The organism is Methylobacterium dankookense (genome assembly GCF_902141855.1).
GTDB lineage: Bacteria > Pseudomonadota > Alphaproteobacteria > Rhizobiales > Beijerinckiaceae > Methylobacterium > Methylobacterium dankookense.
Map to the genome: position 1 here is coordinate 36,961 of NZ_CABFVH010000028.1, position 18,246 is coordinate 55,206.

Annotated in this window: 17 protein-coding genes and 1 tRNA gene; 11 read left to right on the top strand and 7 right to left on the bottom strand. The window is 69.5% G+C overall.

Annotated elements, in window-relative coordinates; genetic code table 11:
• Position 1 precedes the first annotated feature (1 nt).
• Positions 2-1,048, bottom strand: a complete 1,047-nt coding sequence (locus tag MTDSW087_RS19120; protein WP_144766501.1) for a hypothetical protein — start codon at positions 1,046-1,048, stop codon at positions 2-4.
• Between the two features lie 306 nt (positions 1,049-1,354).
• Between MTDSW087_RS19120 and MTDSW087_RS19125 the strand changes: the two genes are divergently transcribed.
• Positions 1,355-1,429, top strand: a tRNA-Val gene (locus MTDSW087_RS19125).
• Positions 1,430-1,702: 273 nt separating this feature from the next.
• Here MTDSW087_RS19125 and MTDSW087_RS19130 read toward each other — a convergent pair.
• Complete coding sequence (locus MTDSW087_RS19130) at positions 1,703-2,416, bottom strand: GntR family transcriptional regulator (RefSeq protein WP_144766502.1); 714 nt, start codon at positions 2,414-2,416, stop codon at positions 1,703-1,705.
• 79 nt (positions 2,417-2,495) lie between these two features.
• Positions 2,496-3,794, bottom strand: coding sequence for an MFS transporter (locus MTDSW087_RS19135; RefSeq protein ID WP_373321934.1), 1,299 nt, complete (start codon positions 3,792-3,794; stop codon positions 2,496-2,498).
• A gap of 271 nt (positions 3,795-4,065) precedes the next feature.
• Here MTDSW087_RS19135 and MTDSW087_RS19140 point away from each other — a divergent pair, with 271 nt between their 5' ends.
• The 4 genes from MTDSW087_RS19140 to MTDSW087_RS19155 all read left to right on the top strand — a co-directional run bounded on the left by MTDSW087_RS19140 (position 4,066) and on the right by MTDSW087_RS19155 (position 8,214).
• The gene (locus MTDSW087_RS19140; RefSeq protein WP_144766504.1) at positions 4,066-5,331 is read left to right on the top strand and encodes a CaiB/BaiF CoA transferase family protein; all 1,266 of its coding nucleotides are present in this window, start codon (positions 4,066-4,068) and stop codon (positions 5,329-5,331) included.
• Complete coding sequence (locus tag MTDSW087_RS19145; RefSeq protein ID WP_144766505.1) at positions 5,328-6,113, top strand: enoyl-CoA hydratase/isomerase family protein; 786 nt, start codon at positions 5,328-5,330, stop codon at positions 6,111-6,113. The genes MTDSW087_RS19140 and MTDSW087_RS19145 overlap by 4 nt, the downstream gene beginning before the upstream one ends.
• Before the next feature lie 39 nt (positions 6,114-6,152).
• The gene (locus MTDSW087_RS19150) at positions 6,153-6,683 is read left to right on the top strand and encodes a gamma carbonic anhydrase family protein (RefSeq protein ID WP_144766506.1); all 531 of its coding nucleotides are present in this window, start codon (positions 6,153-6,155) and stop codon (positions 6,681-6,683) included.
• 235 nt (positions 6,684-6,918) lie between these two features.
• Entirely contained in the window at positions 6,919-8,214 is a 1,296-nt protein-coding gene (locus MTDSW087_RS19155) for an MFS transporter (RefSeq protein WP_144766507.1), read from the top strand.
• Positions 8,215-8,317: 103 nt separating this feature from the next.
• On the opposite strand, the gene MTDSW087_RS19160 is transcribed toward MTDSW087_RS19155, so the two are convergent.
• The 3 genes from MTDSW087_RS19160 to MTDSW087_RS19170 form a co-directional block, all read right to left on the bottom strand.
• A complete protein-coding gene (locus MTDSW087_RS19160) occupies positions 8,318-8,812 on the bottom strand; it encodes a DUF2478 domain-containing protein (RefSeq protein ID WP_238178875.1) in 495 nt (164 codons plus the stop codon).
• Positions 8,813-8,985: 173 nt separating this feature from the next.
• Positions 8,986-10,227 (bottom strand): DUF2325 domain-containing protein, encoded by a 1,242-nt coding sequence (locus MTDSW087_RS19165; protein ID WP_144766508.1) that lies wholly within the window; start codon positions 10,225-10,227, stop codon positions 8,986-8,988.
• A 117-nt stretch (positions 10,228-10,344) separates the two neighbouring features.
• Positions 10,345-10,581, bottom strand: a complete 237-nt coding sequence (locus tag MTDSW087_RS19170) for a hypothetical protein (protein WP_144766509.1) — start codon at positions 10,579-10,581, stop codon at positions 10,345-10,347.
• 450 nt (positions 10,582-11,031) lie between these two features.
• On the opposite strand from MTDSW087_RS19170, the gene MTDSW087_RS19175 reads away from it, so the two are divergent.
• Positions 11,032-11,394 carry a hypothetical protein gene (locus MTDSW087_RS19175; RefSeq protein WP_144766510.1) on the top strand — a complete coding sequence of 121 codons (363 nt, stop codon included), beginning with the start codon at positions 11,032-11,034 and terminating at the stop codon, positions 11,392-11,394.
• Between the two features lie 261 nt (positions 11,395-11,655).
• Positions 11,656-11,910 carry a hypothetical protein gene (locus MTDSW087_RS19180; RefSeq protein ID WP_238178876.1) on the top strand — a complete coding sequence of 85 codons (255 nt, stop codon included), beginning with the start codon at positions 11,656-11,658 and terminating at the stop codon, positions 11,908-11,910.
• Positions 11,911-11,986: 76 nt separating this feature from the next.
• On the opposite strand, the gene MTDSW087_RS19185 is transcribed toward MTDSW087_RS19180, so the two are convergent.
• Positions 11,987-13,117, bottom strand: a complete 1,131-nt coding sequence (locus MTDSW087_RS19185) for an acyltransferase family protein (protein WP_144766512.1) — start codon at positions 13,115-13,117, stop codon at positions 11,987-11,989.
• 634 nt (positions 13,118-13,751) lie between these two features.
• On the opposite strand from MTDSW087_RS19185, the gene MTDSW087_RS19190 reads away from it, so the two are divergent.
• Genes MTDSW087_RS19190 through MTDSW087_RS19205 form a run of 4 tightly spaced genes read left to right on the top strand, consistent with a single transcriptional unit; the run spans position 13,752 to position 18,074 of the window.
• Entirely contained in the window at positions 13,752-14,165 is a 414-nt protein-coding gene (locus MTDSW087_RS19190) for a sugar 3,4-ketoisomerase (RefSeq protein WP_144766513.1), read from the top strand.
• On the top strand, positions 14,162-15,262 hold the full coding sequence (locus MTDSW087_RS19195) for a DegT/DnrJ/EryC1/StrS family aminotransferase (protein ID WP_144766514.1): 1,101 nt from the start codon (positions 14,162-14,164) through the stop codon (positions 15,260-15,262). Before MTDSW087_RS19190 ends, MTDSW087_RS19195 begins: the two co-directional genes overlap by 4 nt.
• Positions 15,259-15,915: an LbetaH domain-containing protein gene (locus MTDSW087_RS19200; protein WP_144766515.1), complete on the top strand. Its 657-nt coding sequence runs from the start codon at positions 15,259-15,261 to the stop codon at positions 15,913-15,915. Before MTDSW087_RS19195 ends, MTDSW087_RS19200 begins: the two co-directional genes overlap by 4 nt.
• A complete protein-coding gene (locus tag MTDSW087_RS19205; RefSeq protein WP_144766516.1) occupies positions 15,912-18,074 on the top strand; it encodes a glycosyltransferase family 2 protein in 2,163 nt (720 codons plus the stop codon). The genes MTDSW087_RS19200 and MTDSW087_RS19205 overlap by 4 nt, the downstream gene beginning before the upstream one ends.
• Positions 18,075-18,246 lie beyond the last annotated feature (172 nt).

Below are 18,246 nucleotides of genomic sequence, written 5' to 3' on the forward strand. Positions count from 1 at the left end.
ACTAGCCGGCCCAGCCCTTGGCGAGGGAGGCGGTCACCGCATCCGCCATGGCGATGTCGAAGACCAGCATGTCCTCGACCCCCCGCACCGTGCGCAGGCGTTCGGCGAGGGCGAGCGCCTCGGCCGGGATCGGCGTCGGGATGGGGAGCGGCGCGTTCAGGCCGAGATGGTGGAACAGGGTCGAGGCGAAGGCCTCGAAGTAGCTGCGATGGCCGACGATGCCGACGCGGGCCAGGATCTCGATGGCGACGATGGAATTGCCGGGGTTCAGCCGGTCGTCCGGCAGGCGCGTGCCGAGCTGGCGCGTCAGCGGATTGTAGAGCAGGTGGTAGGCGGGCTCCGGCAGCATGCGGAAGTAGCGCTTGAGGCTGCGCATGTCGGTGTAGTCGTAGTCCTGGCTGAACAGGGCCGCCTCGGCGCGGCGACCCAGGCGCCAGGCCCTGGCCGGGTCGGCGGCGGCCTCGCCCAGGGCCTTCAGCAAGAGCATCCGGGTCGCCATCTCGACATAGGGGTCGTGCACGAGGATCGCGGAGAGCGCGAGGTCGGGCGTGAAGAAGCCCTCGTAGCGCGGCACCGTGATCGCCCCCGAGACCAGGGCCGAGTCGACGAAGCGGCAGGCCAGCGTGCTCGTCAGGATCTCGTCCGAGAGGCGCTCGAGGCCGAAATGGCATTGCTGGAAATGGCGGAACAGGGCCGCCTGCAGCACCGTCTCGGGGTGGATGCTCGTGTTGATGAGCACGAGGCGCTGCTGCACCCGCCCGTCCCGCGGGGCGCGGCTGTAGACGAGGACGTTGGTGTCGGCGTCATAGAGGTCGAGCCGCGGCAGGCCGGCGAGGCCCGGCACCTCCGCATCGGTGAGCTGGAAGGTGCATTGCCCGGTCGAGTGCCAGCCGTTCTCCTTGAAGGTGACGTCGGTGAGCTGGGCCGGCACCTCGGCGACGCGCCGGCCATCGACCGAGACGACGACCCGGCTCACCGCGAGCGGATTGTCGGGCACGATCCATCCGCGGATCATGTCGCCCTGGTCGAGATCGATGAAGAAACGCATGTCCCCGTCGCTGAGGCGTTCGTCCGGAGCCGCGATCCTTCGCGGCCCATGAGTGCCCTCCGCCGAAACGGACGTTGGTCCGTCGTGAATGAGCGCGTCGAAACAATGGCCTGGAGCCGCACCCGGCCGCAACGCCACCGGCTGCGGCTCCAGAGATCCTTGAGGCCGGCCCATAGCGCATTTCGTGCGCGCATGCAGCGGCGACGAGGGGAGCGGCCCGCACCCTCAGATCATTGCAGCAACCCGCTTGCGCCCCCGCCCGACAGCGGCTATAGCCGCGCCACACCGGAGCTGCGGCTCTGGCCCGGGCGCGTAGCTCAGCGGGAGAGCACTACCTTGACATGGTAGGGGTCACAGGTTCGATCCCTGTCGCGCCCACCATCCTAAGCTTCTGCTAGGATTGGTGATTTCGAGGCCCCGGCAACGGGGCCTTTCTCGTTTCCGATCATGATTTTTCGCTCAGGCCAGGCCTGCCGGGCGAGGCTCGCAAGTGCAGCCGGCCGCAGCGATGCGCGGGGCGTCCCGTGCCGGGGGAACGGCTGTCCGCAGGGCCTAGAGCCGTTCCCGATCGCGTTGCAATCAGGAACGGCTCTAAGCTCTTGTTGTGACGCGCTCTCTTGCGCCGAACCGGTGTCCACTTCGGCGGAGAGCGCTCTAGTCGGACCCTGCCTCCACCAGCCGCATGGCGCTCGCTCCCTGTCCGGCCGAGTCGGCGAGAGCGTCGCGGGCGATCTTAACGGTCACGCCCATCACGTGGCGCCGCAGCAGGCGCGACAGGCGGCTGGCATTGCGGGCCGCGAGCGCTTCCATGATCTGCTGGTGATCCGAGACGGCCGCCCGCCAGTTCTCGGCGCTCTTGCGCGCCACGAAGCGGAAGGCGCGGGTGCGCAACAGGATCTGCATGTAGGTGGATTGCAGCGTCGCGTTGCCGGCGGCGGCCACGAGCGTCTCGTGGAAGCTGCGGTTCGCCTGCAGGTAGGTCGGCTCGTCGCCGGCCTCGTAGGCGTCCATCATACGGTCGTGGATCGCGCGCAGCTGCCCGATCTCCGCGTCGCTCGCGCGCCGGCAGACCAGCTCGCCGGCGAGCGCTTCGAGCGCGCCCATGACGGGGAACAGCTCGTCGATCTCCTCCGGGCTCACCCGGGCCACGATGGCGCCGCGCCGCGGCAGGAGCTGCAGCATGCCCTCCGCGGCCAGCACCTTCAGGGCCTCACGCAGGGGCGTGCGCGAGACCCCGAACCGCTGGCAGAGCTCCTGCTCGGGCACCTTGTCGCCGGGGCGCAGGGTGCCGGCCACCACCATCTCGCGGATGCCGGCAACGAGCGCGTCGTGGAGGTTGTAGCGGAAGAGCGCGGTCGAGGTGGTCATCGGGCCAGGCGATGCTTCGGTTCCGGCAAGTCATAGCAGGGTCCGCGCGCCGTCACAGCGGCGCGCGGGGAGAAGGCGGTCAGGTCGCCGCCCGCGAGGCGGCTCCCGCCGGCAGCGACGGCGCCGGCGCCTTGGCCGATACCGTGACCTCGCCCTTCGGCAGGGCGCGCCAGGCGAGGATCGCGCCGACGAGCAGCAGGGCGATCGAGCCGAGGAAGGGCAGCGCGTAGCTGCCCGAGAGCTGGGCCACCACGCCGAATGCCAGCGGCGAGACGATGCCGGCGATCGCCGAGCCGGTGTTCATGATCCCGCTGGCCGTGCCGGCATGCTTGGGCGCGACATCCATGGGAATCGCCCAGATCGGCCCGACGGTCAGTTCGAGGAAGAAGAACGCGCCGCTGAGGCAGACCGCGATCACGCTGAGATCGTGCAGGAACAGCACCGGCACGAGGCAGAGCATCGATCCGAGCAGGCTCGTCACGATCACCGTCCGGCGCGCCCGGGCGAGGTCGCCGGTACGGCGGTAGAGCCGGTCGGCCCAGATGCCGCCGAGCGTGTCGCCGATGACGCCCGCTCCGAACACCCCGAAGGCGAAGAGCGCCGACTTCTTGATGTCGAGACCGTGCGCCTTGACGAAGTAGCTCGGCAGCCAGGTCACGTAGAGCCACAGGGTCCAGTTGTAGCAGAAATAGACCACCGTCGTCGGCAGCATGCCGCGCAGCAGCGCGCCCCACGGGGTCGGCTCCGTCGCTGCCGCCACGGGCCCGCGCGACGGCGGCAGCGCCGCCAGCTCCTCCGCGGTGCAGCCCGGATGCGTCTTCGGATCGTCCCGGAAGTACAGGCCCCAGACCACGACCCAGCACAGGCTCACCGCGGCGAGCGCGATGAAGGTGCCGCGCCAGCCGAGATAGGCCGCCATCAGCACCACCAGCGGCGGCGTCACGGTGTTGGCGAGCCGCGAGCAGGAATGGACGACGCCCTGCGCGTAGCCGCGCTCCGCGGCCGGCACCCAGCGGGTCATCGCCGTGGTGGCGGCCGGGAAGGTCGCGCCCTCGCCGATGCCGAGGAGCAGGCGCGCCAGCACCAGGGAGAGGAGACCGCCGACATAGCCCGTGAGCAGCGTGCCGATGGTCCAGACGATCCCGCAGGCGACGAGCGTGCGGCGCGCGCCGAGCCGGTCGGCGGTCAATCCCCCGAGGATCTGGAACAGGGCGTAGGTGTAGCCGAAGGCCGAGAGGGCGAAGCCGAGCTGGATGGTGTCGAGATGCAGGTCCGCCGCCATCAGGGGCGCCAGCGTCGAGAGGTTCACCCGGTCCACGTAGGTGATGAAATAGACGAGGCAGAGCAGCGCGAAGACGCGCCCGCGCGTCGTGGTCATCGTCGTTCGGAGTGCGCGGGCGAAGCCGCCGGATCCCAGGCCCATCGGGCATTTCTCCCTCATCAAGCAGTTTTCTGCCGGAAGTTGCATATCGTCGTATGCCTGCCGCGAAACTGCGCGGCTTCCGACGCGTCCGCAAGGCGCATTCTGCATGCAGAACGCAATTTTTTGCATGCAGAGCGGACAGATGTTGCGTTGGCCAAAAAGCGCTTTATGCATGCAGAATGCGAATGCGACGCCCTCGAGGTGTGCGAGCTGAGGAGACGGCCAGATGGACACTCACCGACATGGCGCTCGGCCGGATCCGGCTACGGAGGCAGGCGGCGGCCCGGCTGCACAACGCCCGCTGCCCCTCGCGGGCCTGCGCGTCCTCGACGTGACGCAGGTGATGGCGGGGCCGTTCTGCAGCATGCTGCTCGCCGATCTCGGCGCGGACGTGATCAAGATCGAGCCGCCGGGCACGGGCGACCAGACCCGCGGCGCCATGGGGTTCAAGATGAAGGGGCCCGACAGCATGGGCTTCCTGAACATGAACCGGAACAAGCGCAGCATCGCGATCAACCTGAAGAGCGAGGCCGGACGCGCGCTGTTCATGAAGCTCGTGGCCACAGCCGACATCCTGGTCGAGAACTACCGGCCGGGCGTGATGAAGAAGCTCGGCCTTGGATACGAGGTGCTGCGCGAACACAACCCGAAGTTGATCTACGCCAGCATCTCGGGCTTCGGGCAGTCGGGTCCCTGGGCCATGCGGCCCGGCTACGACCTGATGGCCCAGGCCATGTCGGGGGTGATGAGCGTGACCGGCCATCCCGGCGGCCCGCCCGTGAAGGCGGGCGTTCCCGTGGCCGATATCGGCTGCGCCCTGTTCACCATCTACGGCATCCTCAGCGCCTATATCGGCCGCCAGACGAGCGGCGAGGGGCAGTATATCGACGCCTCCCTGTTCGACTCGGCGCTCGCTTTCTCGATCTGGGATATCTCCGAATACTGGGGCACCGGCCGGATTCCGGAGCCGCTCGGCACCGCAAACCGGATGAGCGCGCCCTACCAGGCCGTGCGCGCCTCCGACGGCTATTTCGTGATGGGCGCGACCAACCAGAAACTCTGGCGCCTGCTCTGCGATGTCCTGGCCCGACCCGATCTCGTCGAAGATCCGCGCTTCCTCGACATCCCGGCGCGGCTCGCTAATCGCGAGGTGATGATCGAGGAACTGGAGAAGAGCTTCGCCGCCAAGACCGCGGAGGAATGGGTTACGCTCATGCTCGATGTCGGCATACCGGCAGGCCGGATGAACACCTACCCCGAGGCCTTCGAGAGCGAGCACGGCCAACACCGGCGGATGCGGATCGAGGTTCCGCATCCGATCGAGGGCAGCGTGCCCAATATCGGCTTCCCGGTGAAGTTCTCGGAGACGCCGCCGCGGACCCGCATGCACGCTCCCCTGCTGGGCGAGCACACCGACGCGCTGCTGGCGGAGCTCGGCATGGGCGAGGACGAAGTCGAGACTTTGCGCCAGGGGGGCGCGTTCGCGCCGTGAGCGGGGCCGAGCGGGAGGGCGCGGTCCGCTACCGCGCCGAGGGCGGGATCGCCCATCTCACCTTCGACCGGCCGGCCGCGCGCAACGCCATGACCTGGCGCATGTACGAGGAACTGGCCGATTGCCTCGCCCGGATCACGGCGGATCCCGAGATCCGCGTCGCCGTCCTGCGGGGCGCGGGCGGCAAGGCATTCGTGGCCGGGACCGATATCGAGCAGTTCGTCGGCTTCACCGGCGAGGACGGCGTCGCCTACGAGGCGCGGATCGATGCCTATGTCGAGGCGCTGGAGCGCGTGCGCGTGCCCACGATCGCGGTGGTCGAGGGGCTCGCGGTCGGCGGCGGTCTCGCCATCGCGAATGCCTGCGACCTGCGCGTCGCGACGCCGGGCGCCCGCTTCGGCGTGCCCATCGCCCGGACGCTCGGCAATTGCCTGTCGCCGGCCAACCTGCGCCGCCTCACCGCGACGCTCGGGCTGCCGACCGTGAAGCGCATGATGCTGCTGGCCGAGATGCCCGAGGCCGAGACCCTGGCGCCGCTCGGCTATCTCGCCGCGATCGCTCCGGCGGAGACCCTCGACGCGACGGTCGCGCGACTGTGTGACCGCCTGCTCGGCCACGCACCCGTGACGATGCGCGTGACCCGTGAGATGCTGAACGCGCTCGCGGTCGATCCGGAGGCCGACGGCAGCGCCGGCATCCGGGCCTGCTACGGCAGCCGGGATTTCCGGGAGGGCGTCAGCGCCTTCCTGGAGAAGCGCCCGGCCGCCTGGTCGGGGACCTGACGCGGGCCCAGCCGAGTCCTTCCACCTTCGGAACCGCCGATGTCCCTCTACGCCCTCGACGATCATGCCCCGGTTCTTGAGGATGACAGCGTCTGGGTCGCGCCCGGCGCGCACGTCATCGGGCGGGTGCGCCTCGGTGCCGGTGCGAGCGTCTGGTTCGGCGCGGTCCTGCGCGGCGACAACGAGGAGATGCGCGTCGGCGCCCGGACCAACATCCAGGACGGCGCCGTGCTGCATTCCGATCCCGGCTTCCCGCTGACGATCGGGGAGGGCGTCACCATCGGCCACAGGGCGATCGTGCATGGCTGCACCATCGGCGACAACGCCCTGATCGGCATGGGCGCGACGGTGCTGAATGGGGCGCGCATCGGCCGGAACTGCATCGTCGGCGCCAACGCGCTGGTGAAGGAGGGGGCCGAATTCCCGGATGGCAGCCTCATCGTCGGGATGCCGGCCAAAGCCATCCGCAGCCTCGACGAGGCCGGCGCCGCCGACCTCCAGCGGCTCGCCGAGCACTATGTCAGCAATGCGCGCCGCTTCGCCGCCGGACTCACCCGCCGCGATGGATGAACCGAGGCGAGATAGTGCTTGCGAAAGCGCATTATGAATGCACAATCATGCTCGCTCGCCGCGCCTCCAAGAGGGTGGCGGGTGAGCCGCAGGGTCGCGCCCGTCGAATGGCGCCGCGCTCAGGGACCCGGCTCGGACGGCTGACCACGATCGGTCGGGCGCGGCGTCGATAGCGCGTCGTCCCGGCGGAAAACCCGGCGCTCAGACCGGGCCGATCCTTGCGGGAGGACGCCGGATGATCACGATACCCAGACGCATCACGGCACCCGGCATGGTGCTGTTCCTGCTCTGCCTGATGTACTTCATCACCTATGTGGACCGGGTGAACGTCGGCACCGCCGGCCCGGCGATCAAGGCGGAGCTCGGCCTATCGAACATCGAGCTCGGCCTCGTCTTCTCGGCCTTCGCCTATCCCTATGCCGTGTTCCAGATCGTCGGCGGCGCGATGGCCGACAAATGGGGCGCGCGCCGCACGCTCTTCATCTGCGGGCTGATCTGGGCAGCGGCCACCGTCGCGACGGGCTTCGTCGGCGGCATGCTCTCGCTTTTCCTCGTCCGCTTCGCCCTCGGCTTCGGCGAAGGCGCCACCTTCCCGACCGCGACGCGCGCCATGCAATCCTGGGTGGCGTCCGACCAGCGCGGCTTCGCCCAGGGCATCACGCATTCCTTCGCCCGCTTCGGAAACGCGGTGACGCCGCCCCTCGTCGTCCTGATGATGGCGTTCGTCGGATGGCGGGGCGCCTTCGTCGTGCTCGGCGTTCTCAGCTTCATCTGGGTCGCGGTCTGGGTGCTGTACTACCGCGACGACCCGCGCGAGCATCCGGGCGTCACGCCTGAGGATCTCGACCGCCTCGCGATCAACACGCGCAAGGCGACCGGCCCGCGGCCGGCCGTGCCGTGGAGCCGGCTGGTGCCGCGCATGGCCCCGGTGACGCTGACCTATTTCTGCTACGGCTGGTCGCTCTGGCTGTATCTCAACTGGCTGCCCTCCTTCTTCAAGGAAGGCTACGGGCTCGACATCAAGAACTCCGCCCTGTTCGCTTCGGGGGTGTTCTTCGCGGGCGTCGTCGGCGACACGCTCGGCGGGGTGATCTCCGACCGGATCCTCAAGAAGACCGGAAACCTGCAGAAGGCGCGCCGGGACGTGATCTGCGTCGGCATGCTGGGGGCCGCGATCTGCCTGGCCGGCGTGTTCCTGACGAAGGAGCTCACCCTCGTCGCCCTGCTGCTCAGCGCGGGCTTCTTCTTCCTCGAACTCGTCATCGGGCCGATCTGGTCGGTGCCGATGGACATCGCGCCTCAGTTCGCCGGCACGGCGAGCGGCCTGATGAATTTCGGCTCGGCCTTCGCGGCGATCGTCTCGCCCCTGACCTTCGGCCTCATCGTGGACATGACCGGCAACTGGATCCTCCCCTTCGCGGGCTCGATCGGCCTGCTGCTGCTCGGGGCGGCGCTCGCCTTCCGGATGCATCCGGAGCGCCCGTTCGAGGTCGAGCCGGAGGCGCCGCCGCGCATCCTCCCCGCCGAGTAGCCGGACGGCGCGGGGCGCCTCCCGGATTGCGGGGGCGCTCCGCGCCGTCCCGAGCCTGAATCTCCGTCTCGTCCGGCGCGGCGCCGGCGGGACGAGGCGCGGATCAGGATTTCGGTGGCAGGTTCGCCGCGAGCCAGCTCGCGATGATCGCCTGGTCCGGCAGGACGATCGCCGAGAGCGGCGCGCTGAACGCGTCCCATGCCTGATCGTAGCCGGATGCGACGGCGGTCAGGATCGGGAACCGTTCGACGATGGCAGCCGCAAAGGCGGCCGTGAGGCCACCGCGTCCGGCCTCCAGCTTGCCGAACTTGCTGAGGATCGCGAGGTTGCAGCCGGCCTCGATCTGTCGCCGGACGGCCTCGCAGGCCTCGGCGATGCCGGCCCCGCACAGGCGGCAGGCCGTCGATCCCGAGCCGAGATCCTGATGGATGTCGTAGCGCGCGCCGGTCGCGACATCCTCCAGCCGGTGATCGCTCCCGTCCGTCACCTCGACGAGGCCGGCGACGCGCAGCCCCGCGCCCTGACAGCGCCGCGCGCATTCGAGCAGCAGGCGCTGGATCTCGGAGCTCGGCGCGCCCTGCAGGGCGAGGATCGGCACGGCCAGTTCGTAAGCCGGGACCGACGCGCCATCCGCACCCGTCGCGTGTGCGCCTCTCAGCGCAGGGTCGGTGCCGAGGATATGCTGCATGGGCCCGGACCCTACCGATTCCGGTGGCTCGGGGGAACGGCCCGGCATGCGCCCGTGCCCGGCCGGCGGGAGGTCAGCTCCATTCAGGCCGCCGGCGGGGCCTGCATCACGGCCTGGACGAAGCTCGCGAGGCTGGCGCTCCTCACAGGCCGGAACGGCGTGCCGCCGGCCTCGCAGTGGCGCTTCAGCAGGCCGGTCGCCTCGTGGCTGACGCATTCGACCGGGAACAGCACAAGGTCGCTGCGGCTCACCAGGCCTGCGAGCAGGCCCATGCTGTCCTCGATGCCGCCGTCATGGCTGAGAAGGCGGCCGCCGCGCCGCTCGACGAAGCGGCGCAGATGCGCGACCTGACGGGGGCGACCGCCCACATACAGAAAGGTCGCCTTCGCCAGACGGCCGGCATCCTGCCGCGTGCCGGCGTCGACATCCGCGCCCTCGCTTCCGAGCAGGGACTCGATCGCGGCCAGCTCGCTTTCGGCCGCGCGGCGGCGCCCGACCTCGCTCTCGAGATCGGCGCCGAGCCTGGCCGAGGCCTGGGTGAGGATGGCGAGCTTCTCCTCCAGCGCTTCCGCATGGGCGCGCTCGCGCGTCAGGCGCAGCTCCAGGCTCCGAACGGCCTCGCGCGCATGCATGTCCGGTGCGGTGGCGGCAGCCGGGATCGCGGCCCGGGCCGCGAGGGACCGGTTCTCCGCACCGATCTCGTCGCGCTGCTCCATCAGCGCCAGGATGCGCGCCTCCTGCGCGGCGATGCGCTCGTCGCGCTCGGCCAGATCCTCCTCGAGCTGGCGCAGCCGGCGGATGTCGGCGCGGTTCGACTGGCCGACGAGGTGCGAGAGCATGTGCACCTCGCCGAAGATGTCCTGCACCAGCCCCCAATCGGTGGCCGGATGGGTGATCGCGGCCCAATAGGCCCCCGGGATCTCGCCGCGTTCGAGGTACTCGCGCCAGAGGAGCCGCACCTCGTCGACCGTGCGCGCCTTGTCGAAGCGGCGGATCTCCCGCTCGTGGCGGCGGTCGAGCATCTTCTGGAGGAGCTTGGCGCCGGCATCGCGCCGGCCGGCGAGGTGGACGACCTGCCCGTGCAGCCGGTGCTCGCTCATCGTGCGGGCATCGGGCACGCCGAGCTTGCCGAGCAGCGCGCGCGCCTCGGCTTTGGTCAGGCAGGTGCCGACGATCGAGCAGTGCAGGGTCTCGGCGAGGTCCCAGATGCGGTCGCGCGGCTTGTCCGCGGGCGCGGCAAATTCCGCCGGGACGAAGGCCGGCTGGCCACGGCTGGCCGTGAGGGCGCGCAAGGCGGCGCCGTCGAGATGGGAACCGTGGGCCACGTCCTGACCTCGCATGGCTATATCCAGTTGGATATAGCCAAACTGGCGCAAAAGGCTGCCCTTGGCCAGAGGGGGCTCAGGCGTCCTGCTGCGATGGCGCTGCGCGCCGAGCCCGGATCACAGGGTCGGATGCATCAGCAGCGGCGTCCAGACATGGGAGGCCTCCATCGCCTCGGCGTGGCGCGGAGCGTGGATCTGGCCCAGGCGGCCGACATAGGCCGAGGCGAGCAGGCCGAGCAGCAGGACGAGAACCAGCGTCACCGCGTCGGGGTGCTTGCGTGCGCTCTGGATGCCGATGCAGCCGAGGGTGAAGCCGGCCGCGAGGGCGAAGGGAAGGACGGTGTCGCGCGACATCGCTGGCGGCGCCCTGCAAGTGGAAAGCGTGAGCGGGAATGCCGCAGCCACGGCCGCAACGTCTCCCGTAGCAGATAGACGTTTGAACCAGGCCATCGCATCCCGCACGCATGGGATGTTCGTGACCCGGAGCCATGGGATGGAGGGATGGGCGCGGCCATCGGTGGAAAGCGCCACCCGAACACGGTCCCCAGTCTTGCATACTGTATGCCAGTGGGCTAGAAGATGGACGACCTTCCTCTCGAAGGCCCACTCCAAACTGCGGCGCGCTCCCGACCGGGGCGCGCCTTTCTTCTATGCAGGCCCCCGATCGACGCCCCGCAGCCCGGACATTCCCCGCGGTTGCATCGGACATCGCGCGATCCGAGTGTTTCGGCCGGCTGGGTATAGAATGAGCAGGCGTCCCGCGACGCGGTCGGGATGCAGCTCCGTGGCGTTGGAGAGGATCGCATGCTGCGCGAGGTCCGGTACTGGAACAGCCGTCAGTTCTTCCGGGTCTATGGCCGCGATCCGTCGGCGACGGGCTTCCCGCGCCAAGACGCGGACGGGTGCTACCTGACGATGGGCTACCGGATCCGGCTCGATGACGGGCAGCCCGAGGATGGCGAGCCGAGCCCGCATCCGTCCGATCGGGTCGTGATCGATCCGCCCGTCCTTGCTCCGGATCCGGTTCCAACTCCGGTGGCCTGCGCGCCGTCATCGCCCGGACGCGTCTCCTTCCGGCATTTCGAGCATTCCGGCGGGTTCGACGGCTACGAGGGCCGCATGATGCGGCATCCCGATTCGTCGCGTCCCAAGGACGGGCGGCGCTGAGCCGCCGGATATCGAACCTTCCATCGCGGTGACGCAGTCCGGGACAGCGCCTCTGCCGGCGTTCCGATCTTTGGGAGCACATTTTGCGGTGACGTGCGTAGATTCCTCTGGTGCAACGTGATCGACAAACCGAGCATCGGAGAGGGATCGAGATGATGATCAAGTTTTTCCGCTCCGGCATGATGGCCGGATCGCCGCTGTACTGTCCTGCTACTCCTGAGACGGCGACTTCATCAGGTGCGGCAGTGGAAGGTCATGCGGATGTTCGAGACTATCATCGCGAGTGAGGCCAGGGATCGGATCCTGTTGCCGCCCGGAGCGGGCCGGTTCGAGGCCTGCATCCATGACCGCGCGGCCCGCGCTGCGGCCCTCGATGACGGGCTCCTCTCCGAAGAGGTCGACGAGGTGCTGGGCGGTCGCCGCATCGTCGATGCCTTCCCGGTGCGCCGGGGCGAGAGCCCGCCGGCCTATGCGGTGCGCGCCGTCGCGGAGATGATGGTCGCCTACCTGCGCTAGATCGCATCAACCCAAGCGGTTTGAAGCCACCGCCGATCGCAGCGTGATCGGCGGTGGCTCTCGCGTTACGGTACGATCACGCAGCCGATGCGCCGGCGGAGCGGCCGACAGAAGCGTTCGCCGGGCTTTCCGCGGGCGCGTTGTTGAGGCGACGGCCGCGCACGGTGTCGCGCAGGCGATCCACCGCCGGGTCGACGAGGGCGGACAGGGCGACGGCGGTGGCGAGGCTCAGCGCGACAGCGATGGCGAAGGAGACGACCGAGTTGCCGCCCGCCACCGACAGCACCGTGACCTGAACGCTCTGGTGCGTGAGGTAGAGCGGGAAGGTGAGCCTCCCGAGCATCTGGTCGAGGGCGGCGAAGCGGCGGCTTCGGATCGTTGCCGCCATGCACATCGCGGCCAGCAGCACGAAGAGCAGGATGATCTGCGCCATCCAGGCCTCGGCGACCTCCGGCGAGGCCTGCGCGGCGGCGCGGTGAGCGGCCGTCAGCGTGATCCCGGCGAGCGCGGCGACGCCGAGCAGGACGCTGCCGGCACGCTCCATGAGCGCGAGATAGGCCGCGACGCCGAACGCGAAGTGCGGCACGAACAGGAACATCGCGGGGAGGCGCCCCGCCAAAGCGAGGACGAACAGGGCCGTGGAGACGGTGACCGTCGCCGCCACGTCCACGCGGATGCCGAGCAGCCGATACCGGCTGAGACCGAGCGAGGGCAGCGCGATCGCGAGGCACGCCAGCACGTAGAACATCATCTCGACGCGGATCGTCCAGGCGATCTCGAGGAAGTTGTGGCTCATGCCGCGGTCCACCGCCGGCAGGAAGCTGAGCAGGTTGAGCACCACGTTGCCGAACGAGAAGGCCCCGTCCGGGAGCGCGCCGCTGTCCCGTCCGTAGAGCAGCGTGCCGAACTTCAGGAAGACGGCGTGAACGACGAGGCTGAGCAGCACCGCGACGACGAAATGCGGGACGATGCGCAGGAGGCGGTTGAGGAGGAAGGCGACCGGCCGTCGCCCGTAGAACCGGTCGATCGCCTCGCAGATCACGAAGCCCGACAGCGCGAAGAAGGCCAGCACGGCCACTTCCCCGATCGCGTAGGGGTGCGCCGCGCGCATCCACGCCACCGGGCCGATATTGGCGATGAAATGCTGCAGGAGCACGAGAATCGCGAGCAGCAGTCGGAAGGCCCCGAAGAACCGATAGGAGATCATCGCGCTTCGGCGGTCCTGCAAATCCAGACGCATCATGATTCGCTGTTTACGGCCCCCCCGTCGAGGCGATCCATCCGGTAATCTTACCGTCAGGTTTGCCGGATCGACCGGCCCGCGATCCCGTTCGCGGGCCGGCCACGCGCATCCTCCACGTTCAGAGAAGGAAGAGACCTGTCGTCGCGTGCCGTCCGTCGCCGACGCACAGGATCCCGAGGCTCGAGGCGCAATCGAGGACGGTCTGACGACAGGCATCGGATCGTTCGCAAAGGTCCCTTTAGCGAGGTCATCGCTCCGGTCCCGAAAGCCGGCGGCCGGAGACTGTCGCGTGTCTGCGCCTCGACGCTGATCGGAGGGGTCCCGCGGCGCGTGCGGCGGGCATGGACTGCTCCCCTGCCGGTCCCCGATAGCTGTTGATGACGCGGCATGATCCGTATCGCGACCTTGCGGGTGGATGTGCGCCGATCGCCGCCGCGCATGGGCAGCGGTTCAAGGCCGCCGGGCGGCCCTGCCGGCACAACCTCCTGCTTTTGGCCGGGATAATTAAGCAATCGTCCGTGCCAGTATTTCCTGAATTGCATCGCGATGACAGAGAATATATCGTCATGTAGGGGGAGCGCGTTGCTTGAGAAATATCATGCAATTGATCAGAGGGGTCGAGATTTTAAATTACCGCACCCACGTCGACGATCGCGGCAAGCTCGCTGCATTTGATGAATTCGACAATATTCCTTTTCCGCCGCGGCGGGTCTTTTTTCTGAAGGTCGACGATCCGGACCGCACTCGAGGCGGGCATGCGAATTCCTGCGACGAGTTCATCATGCCCTTGAGCGGCTCGGTCCTTGTCGAAGTCGACAATGGCCGCGAATGCTGCAGCGTGCATCTCGACACGCGCGATCGCGCGCTCTGGATCAAGTCCGGCATCGTCATCAACCTGCGCGAATTCGAGTCGAATACGGTTCTCCTGATCTGCGCTTCGGCGAGCTACAGAGACACGAGGCATTTCGACCACCCGCAGCCACACCTCTTCATGGCGGACGATTTCGTATGATCCTGCAGGCTGCGCCGCAGCTGCGGATCGCCCGTTTCCGGGGTGAGATCGACGCCGCGATCTCGGCCGTCCTCGGCGGCGACGCCTATATCCTCGGCGCCCCCGTCGAGGCGTTCGAGGCGGCTTTCGCGTCCTATGCCGGCTGCGCGCACGCGGTCGGCGTCTCCTCTGGCACGGAGGCCCTAGCCCTGGCGCTCCGCGCCCTCGGTGTCGGGGCCGGCGACGAGGTCATCCTGCCGGCGCTGAGCTTCGCAGGCTCCGCCCAGGCGGTGCTGCAATGCGGGGCCTCGCCCCGCTTCGTGGATGTCGACCCTCGGAGCCGCTGCATCGACCCTGCGGCCGCGGCCGACGCCGTGACCGTCCGCACGGCCGCGATCATGCCGGTCCACCTGTTCGGGTATCCGGCCGAAATGCCGGCCCTGATTGCGCTCGCCGACCGGCACGGACTCGCGATCGTGGAGGATTGTGCGCAGGCCCATGGCGCAACGCTCGTGGGGCGCCGCCTCGGCAGCTTCGGGCACGCCGCGGCCTTCTCCTTCTATCCCACCAAGAATCTCGGCTGCATCGGCGATGGCGGTGCGGTGACGACGAACGATGCCCGCCTCGCGGAGCGGCTGCGGTCCCTGCGGAATTACGGCTTCGCCGGATCCGAGCGGATCAGCCGCGAGCCAGGCTTCAATGCCCGCCTCGATACGCTCCAGGCGGCCATCCTGTCGGCGCTCCTGCCCTTCTGCGACGACGGCAATCGCGAGCGCCGGGCGCTCGCGGCGCGATATCGTGTGGCGCTTGCGGATTGCCTCGGCCTCGGCCTGCCTCCGGAGGCCGAGGGTGCGGTCCATCACCAGTTCGCCGTGACCCATCCGGACCGGGACGGCCTGATGCGCTGCCTCGCCGAGGCCGGGATCGGCAGCGCTGTGCATTACGAGCCCGGCCTGCACCGGCACCCCGCCTTCGCGTGGGGCGCGACCGAACCGCTGCCGGTCACGGATCGCCTCGCGGCGACGCTCCTCAGCCTGCCGATCCAGCCCGAGGTCGCCACCTTGGCCGTCGATCGGGTGGCCGCCGCCTTGCGGCGCTTCTGCACGACCCTGCGATGACCGGAATCATCCTGTTCGGCACCGGCTCGCCGGTGATCGTCGATGTCGAGGAGAGCCTTCACCGGGCCGGGCTCGCCGTCGCCGCCGGCATCCGGAACCGGCCCGGGCCCTGCCACCTGCCGGACGACGTGACCGTCCGCGATCTCGCGGCGGTCGACGCGCAATTGCGCGGCCTGCCCTTCCTGATCCCGCTGTTCACGCCCGCCCATCGGCAGGCCGCGTTGGGCGAGGCCCGGGCGGCTGGCTTCTCGGATGCGTGGACCCTGATCGACCCGAGCGTTCCCGCGCCGCGGCGCCTCGCGATCGGTGCGGGCAGCTACGTCAATGCCGGCTGCAGCCTCGGCAGCGCCTCGGAGATCGGGGCCTTCGTGTTCGTGAACCGCGGTGCCAGCCTCGGGCATCACGCCCGCATCGGCGATTTCGCCTCGATCGGCCCCGGTGTCGTGATCGCGGGGCACGTCACGCTCGGCCGCGGCGCCGTGATCGGGGCCGGCGCCACCGTGCTGCCGGAACTGACGATCGGCGCCAACGCCGTGGTCGGCGGCGGCGCGGTGGTCACGCGCGACGTGCCGCCCGCGAGCCTCGTCGTGGGCAACCCGGCGCGGATCGTGCGCAGCGCGATCGGGGGCTACAGGGGGCTCGCCGTCGGGTGAGCAAGCCGGTCGTCCATCTCTACACGGTGTGCTGGGACGAGGCCGACATGCTCGGCTTCTTCTTCCGCCACTACGACCCCTGGGTCGATCGCTACGTCGTCTACGACGACGGCTCGACCGACGGCTCGGTCGAGATCCTGCGGGCCCATCCCAGGGTGGAGCTGCGCCGCTTCGACCGCGTCGATCCGGATTCCTTCGTCCTCTCCCACAAGGCGATGCAGGACGAGGCCTGGAAGGAGAGCCGCGGCCGGGCGGACTGGATCGTCGTCACGGCGATCGACGAGCACCTGCATGTCCGCGGCCGATCCATGGCGGAGTACCTCGCCGCGCCGGAGACGCGGGCCGCGACCATCCTGCCGGCGCTCGGCTTCGACATGAACCATCCGGTGATGCCCGAGGATCGCGGGCTCCTCGTGGAGCGGATCACCCGCGGCCGGCCGCGCATCGCCTTCAACAAGCTCAGCATCTTTCGGCCCGATGCCGTGCGCGAGACCGGCTTCGGCCCCGGCCGGCACGCCGCCGAGCCCGTCGGCGACCTGCGCCTGCCGATGCGCGACGCGGTGATGCTCTGGCACTACAAGCATCTCGGCTTCGAGCGGAACGCGGCGCGCGAGGCGGAGCAGGCGCTGCGCCTCGGCACCACGGACGTCGCCCGCGATTACGGCCAGCATTATCGCTGGGGGAAGGCGCGCCTGCGCGCCTTCTGGGACGAGATGGATCGGGAGGCGACAGACCTCGCCGCGCCCGGTTTCGAGCCGGACCGAGCCTGCATCGGCCCGCTCTGGTGGACGGCGCGGCCGGACATCGTGCGCCGCGCCCCTCCGAGCCGTCCCGCGGCGGTGCCGGCGGCCGCGCCCACCGTCTCGGTCCTGGTCAAGTCCTACAACCACGCCGCCTATGTCCGGCAGACGATCGAGAGCGTGCTGAGCCAGTCGTTCCAGGATTTCGAGATCGTCGCGACCGATGACGGCTCGACGGACGGGACCCTGGAGATCCTGCGCGGCTTCGACGATCCGCGCCTGCACCTGGAGGCCTTTCCGAGCAATCGCGGGATCTCGGCGGCGATGAACGCCACGGTCGCCCGGGCACGCGGGCGCTACCTCGCGATCCTGAACTCTGACGACTGGGCCCTGCCCGGACGGCTGGAGCGGCAGGTGGCGTTTCTCGAGACCAACCCGCAGGTTTCGCTGGTTTTCGGCATGCCCCGGCCGGTCGATGAGGCCGATAGGCCGACCGCGCCCTTCAACGATTTCGGCGTTCCCCTGCGCTGGCCGGATTTCTCGCGCCGGACCTGGCTGCGCGCCTTCTTCTACGACGGCAACTGCCTCTGCGCCCCGAGCGCCATGATCCGCCGCGAGGCCTACGAGGCGGCCGGGCCCTATGATCCGAGGCTCACCAACCTGCAGGATCTCGACATGTGGATCCGCATGCTGGCGCAGGGACACGCCATCCACGTGCTGCCGGACGCGCTCACGGCCTTCCGGATCCATCCCGACGGCGGGAATACGAGCGCACGGCCGGAGGCGCGGCTGCGCAGCCCGTTCGAGACGATCCAGATCCTGCACCGCTTCGCCGCCTTCGACGACGCCCTGTTCGACGAGGTTTTCGGGGGCGAGGCGGCCGATGCCTTCGATCCGGCCGATTCCGTCCCCCTGCGCGTCGCCACCCTGGCCGCCGGGGTGCCGCGGGTCGCGTATGGACACGCCGCGCTGAACCTCTTCTTCGCGCATGCCCGGACGCCCGAGGATCATCTGCGCCTGCGTCACCTGTCCGGTGCGCTCGACGCGCTGAACGTCCGGGCGGTGGACGCGGGCGAGGCCCGCATCGCCGCGCTCGGGGCCAGACTCGCCGACCGCGAGGTTGCCCTGGAGATTGCGGAGGCGGGGCTGTCGCGGGCGGGTTCCGAGCGCGCCGAGCTGGAGGCGCGGATCCGCGACGCGGAGGCGGCGCTGGCACGGGCCCATGCCGAGCGCGCGGACTCGGACCAGCGGGCCGGCGCCGCGGAGGCGGCCCTCGGCAGCGATCGGGCGCAGGCCCAGGCGACGGCGCATGATCTGGAGATCCGCCTCGCCGCCGCGCTCGCCTCGCGTGCGCGCATGCGGAACTCGCTCTCCTGGCGCCTGACGACGCCTCTGCGCTGGATCGGACGGCCGCGCTGAGGCCTTGCGAGCAGGGGCGAGGGCCGAGTCGCGCATCGAGCCGAGGGCCGGTCGTAATCCGGCGGTCTGGATGCCCGGTGGGCTCTCCATCCGACCCGAGGACGGGCCGATGACCGAATTGCCGGAATCTCCCGGCCCGATGTGCCACATGGCAAGTTGAAATACGGGATCA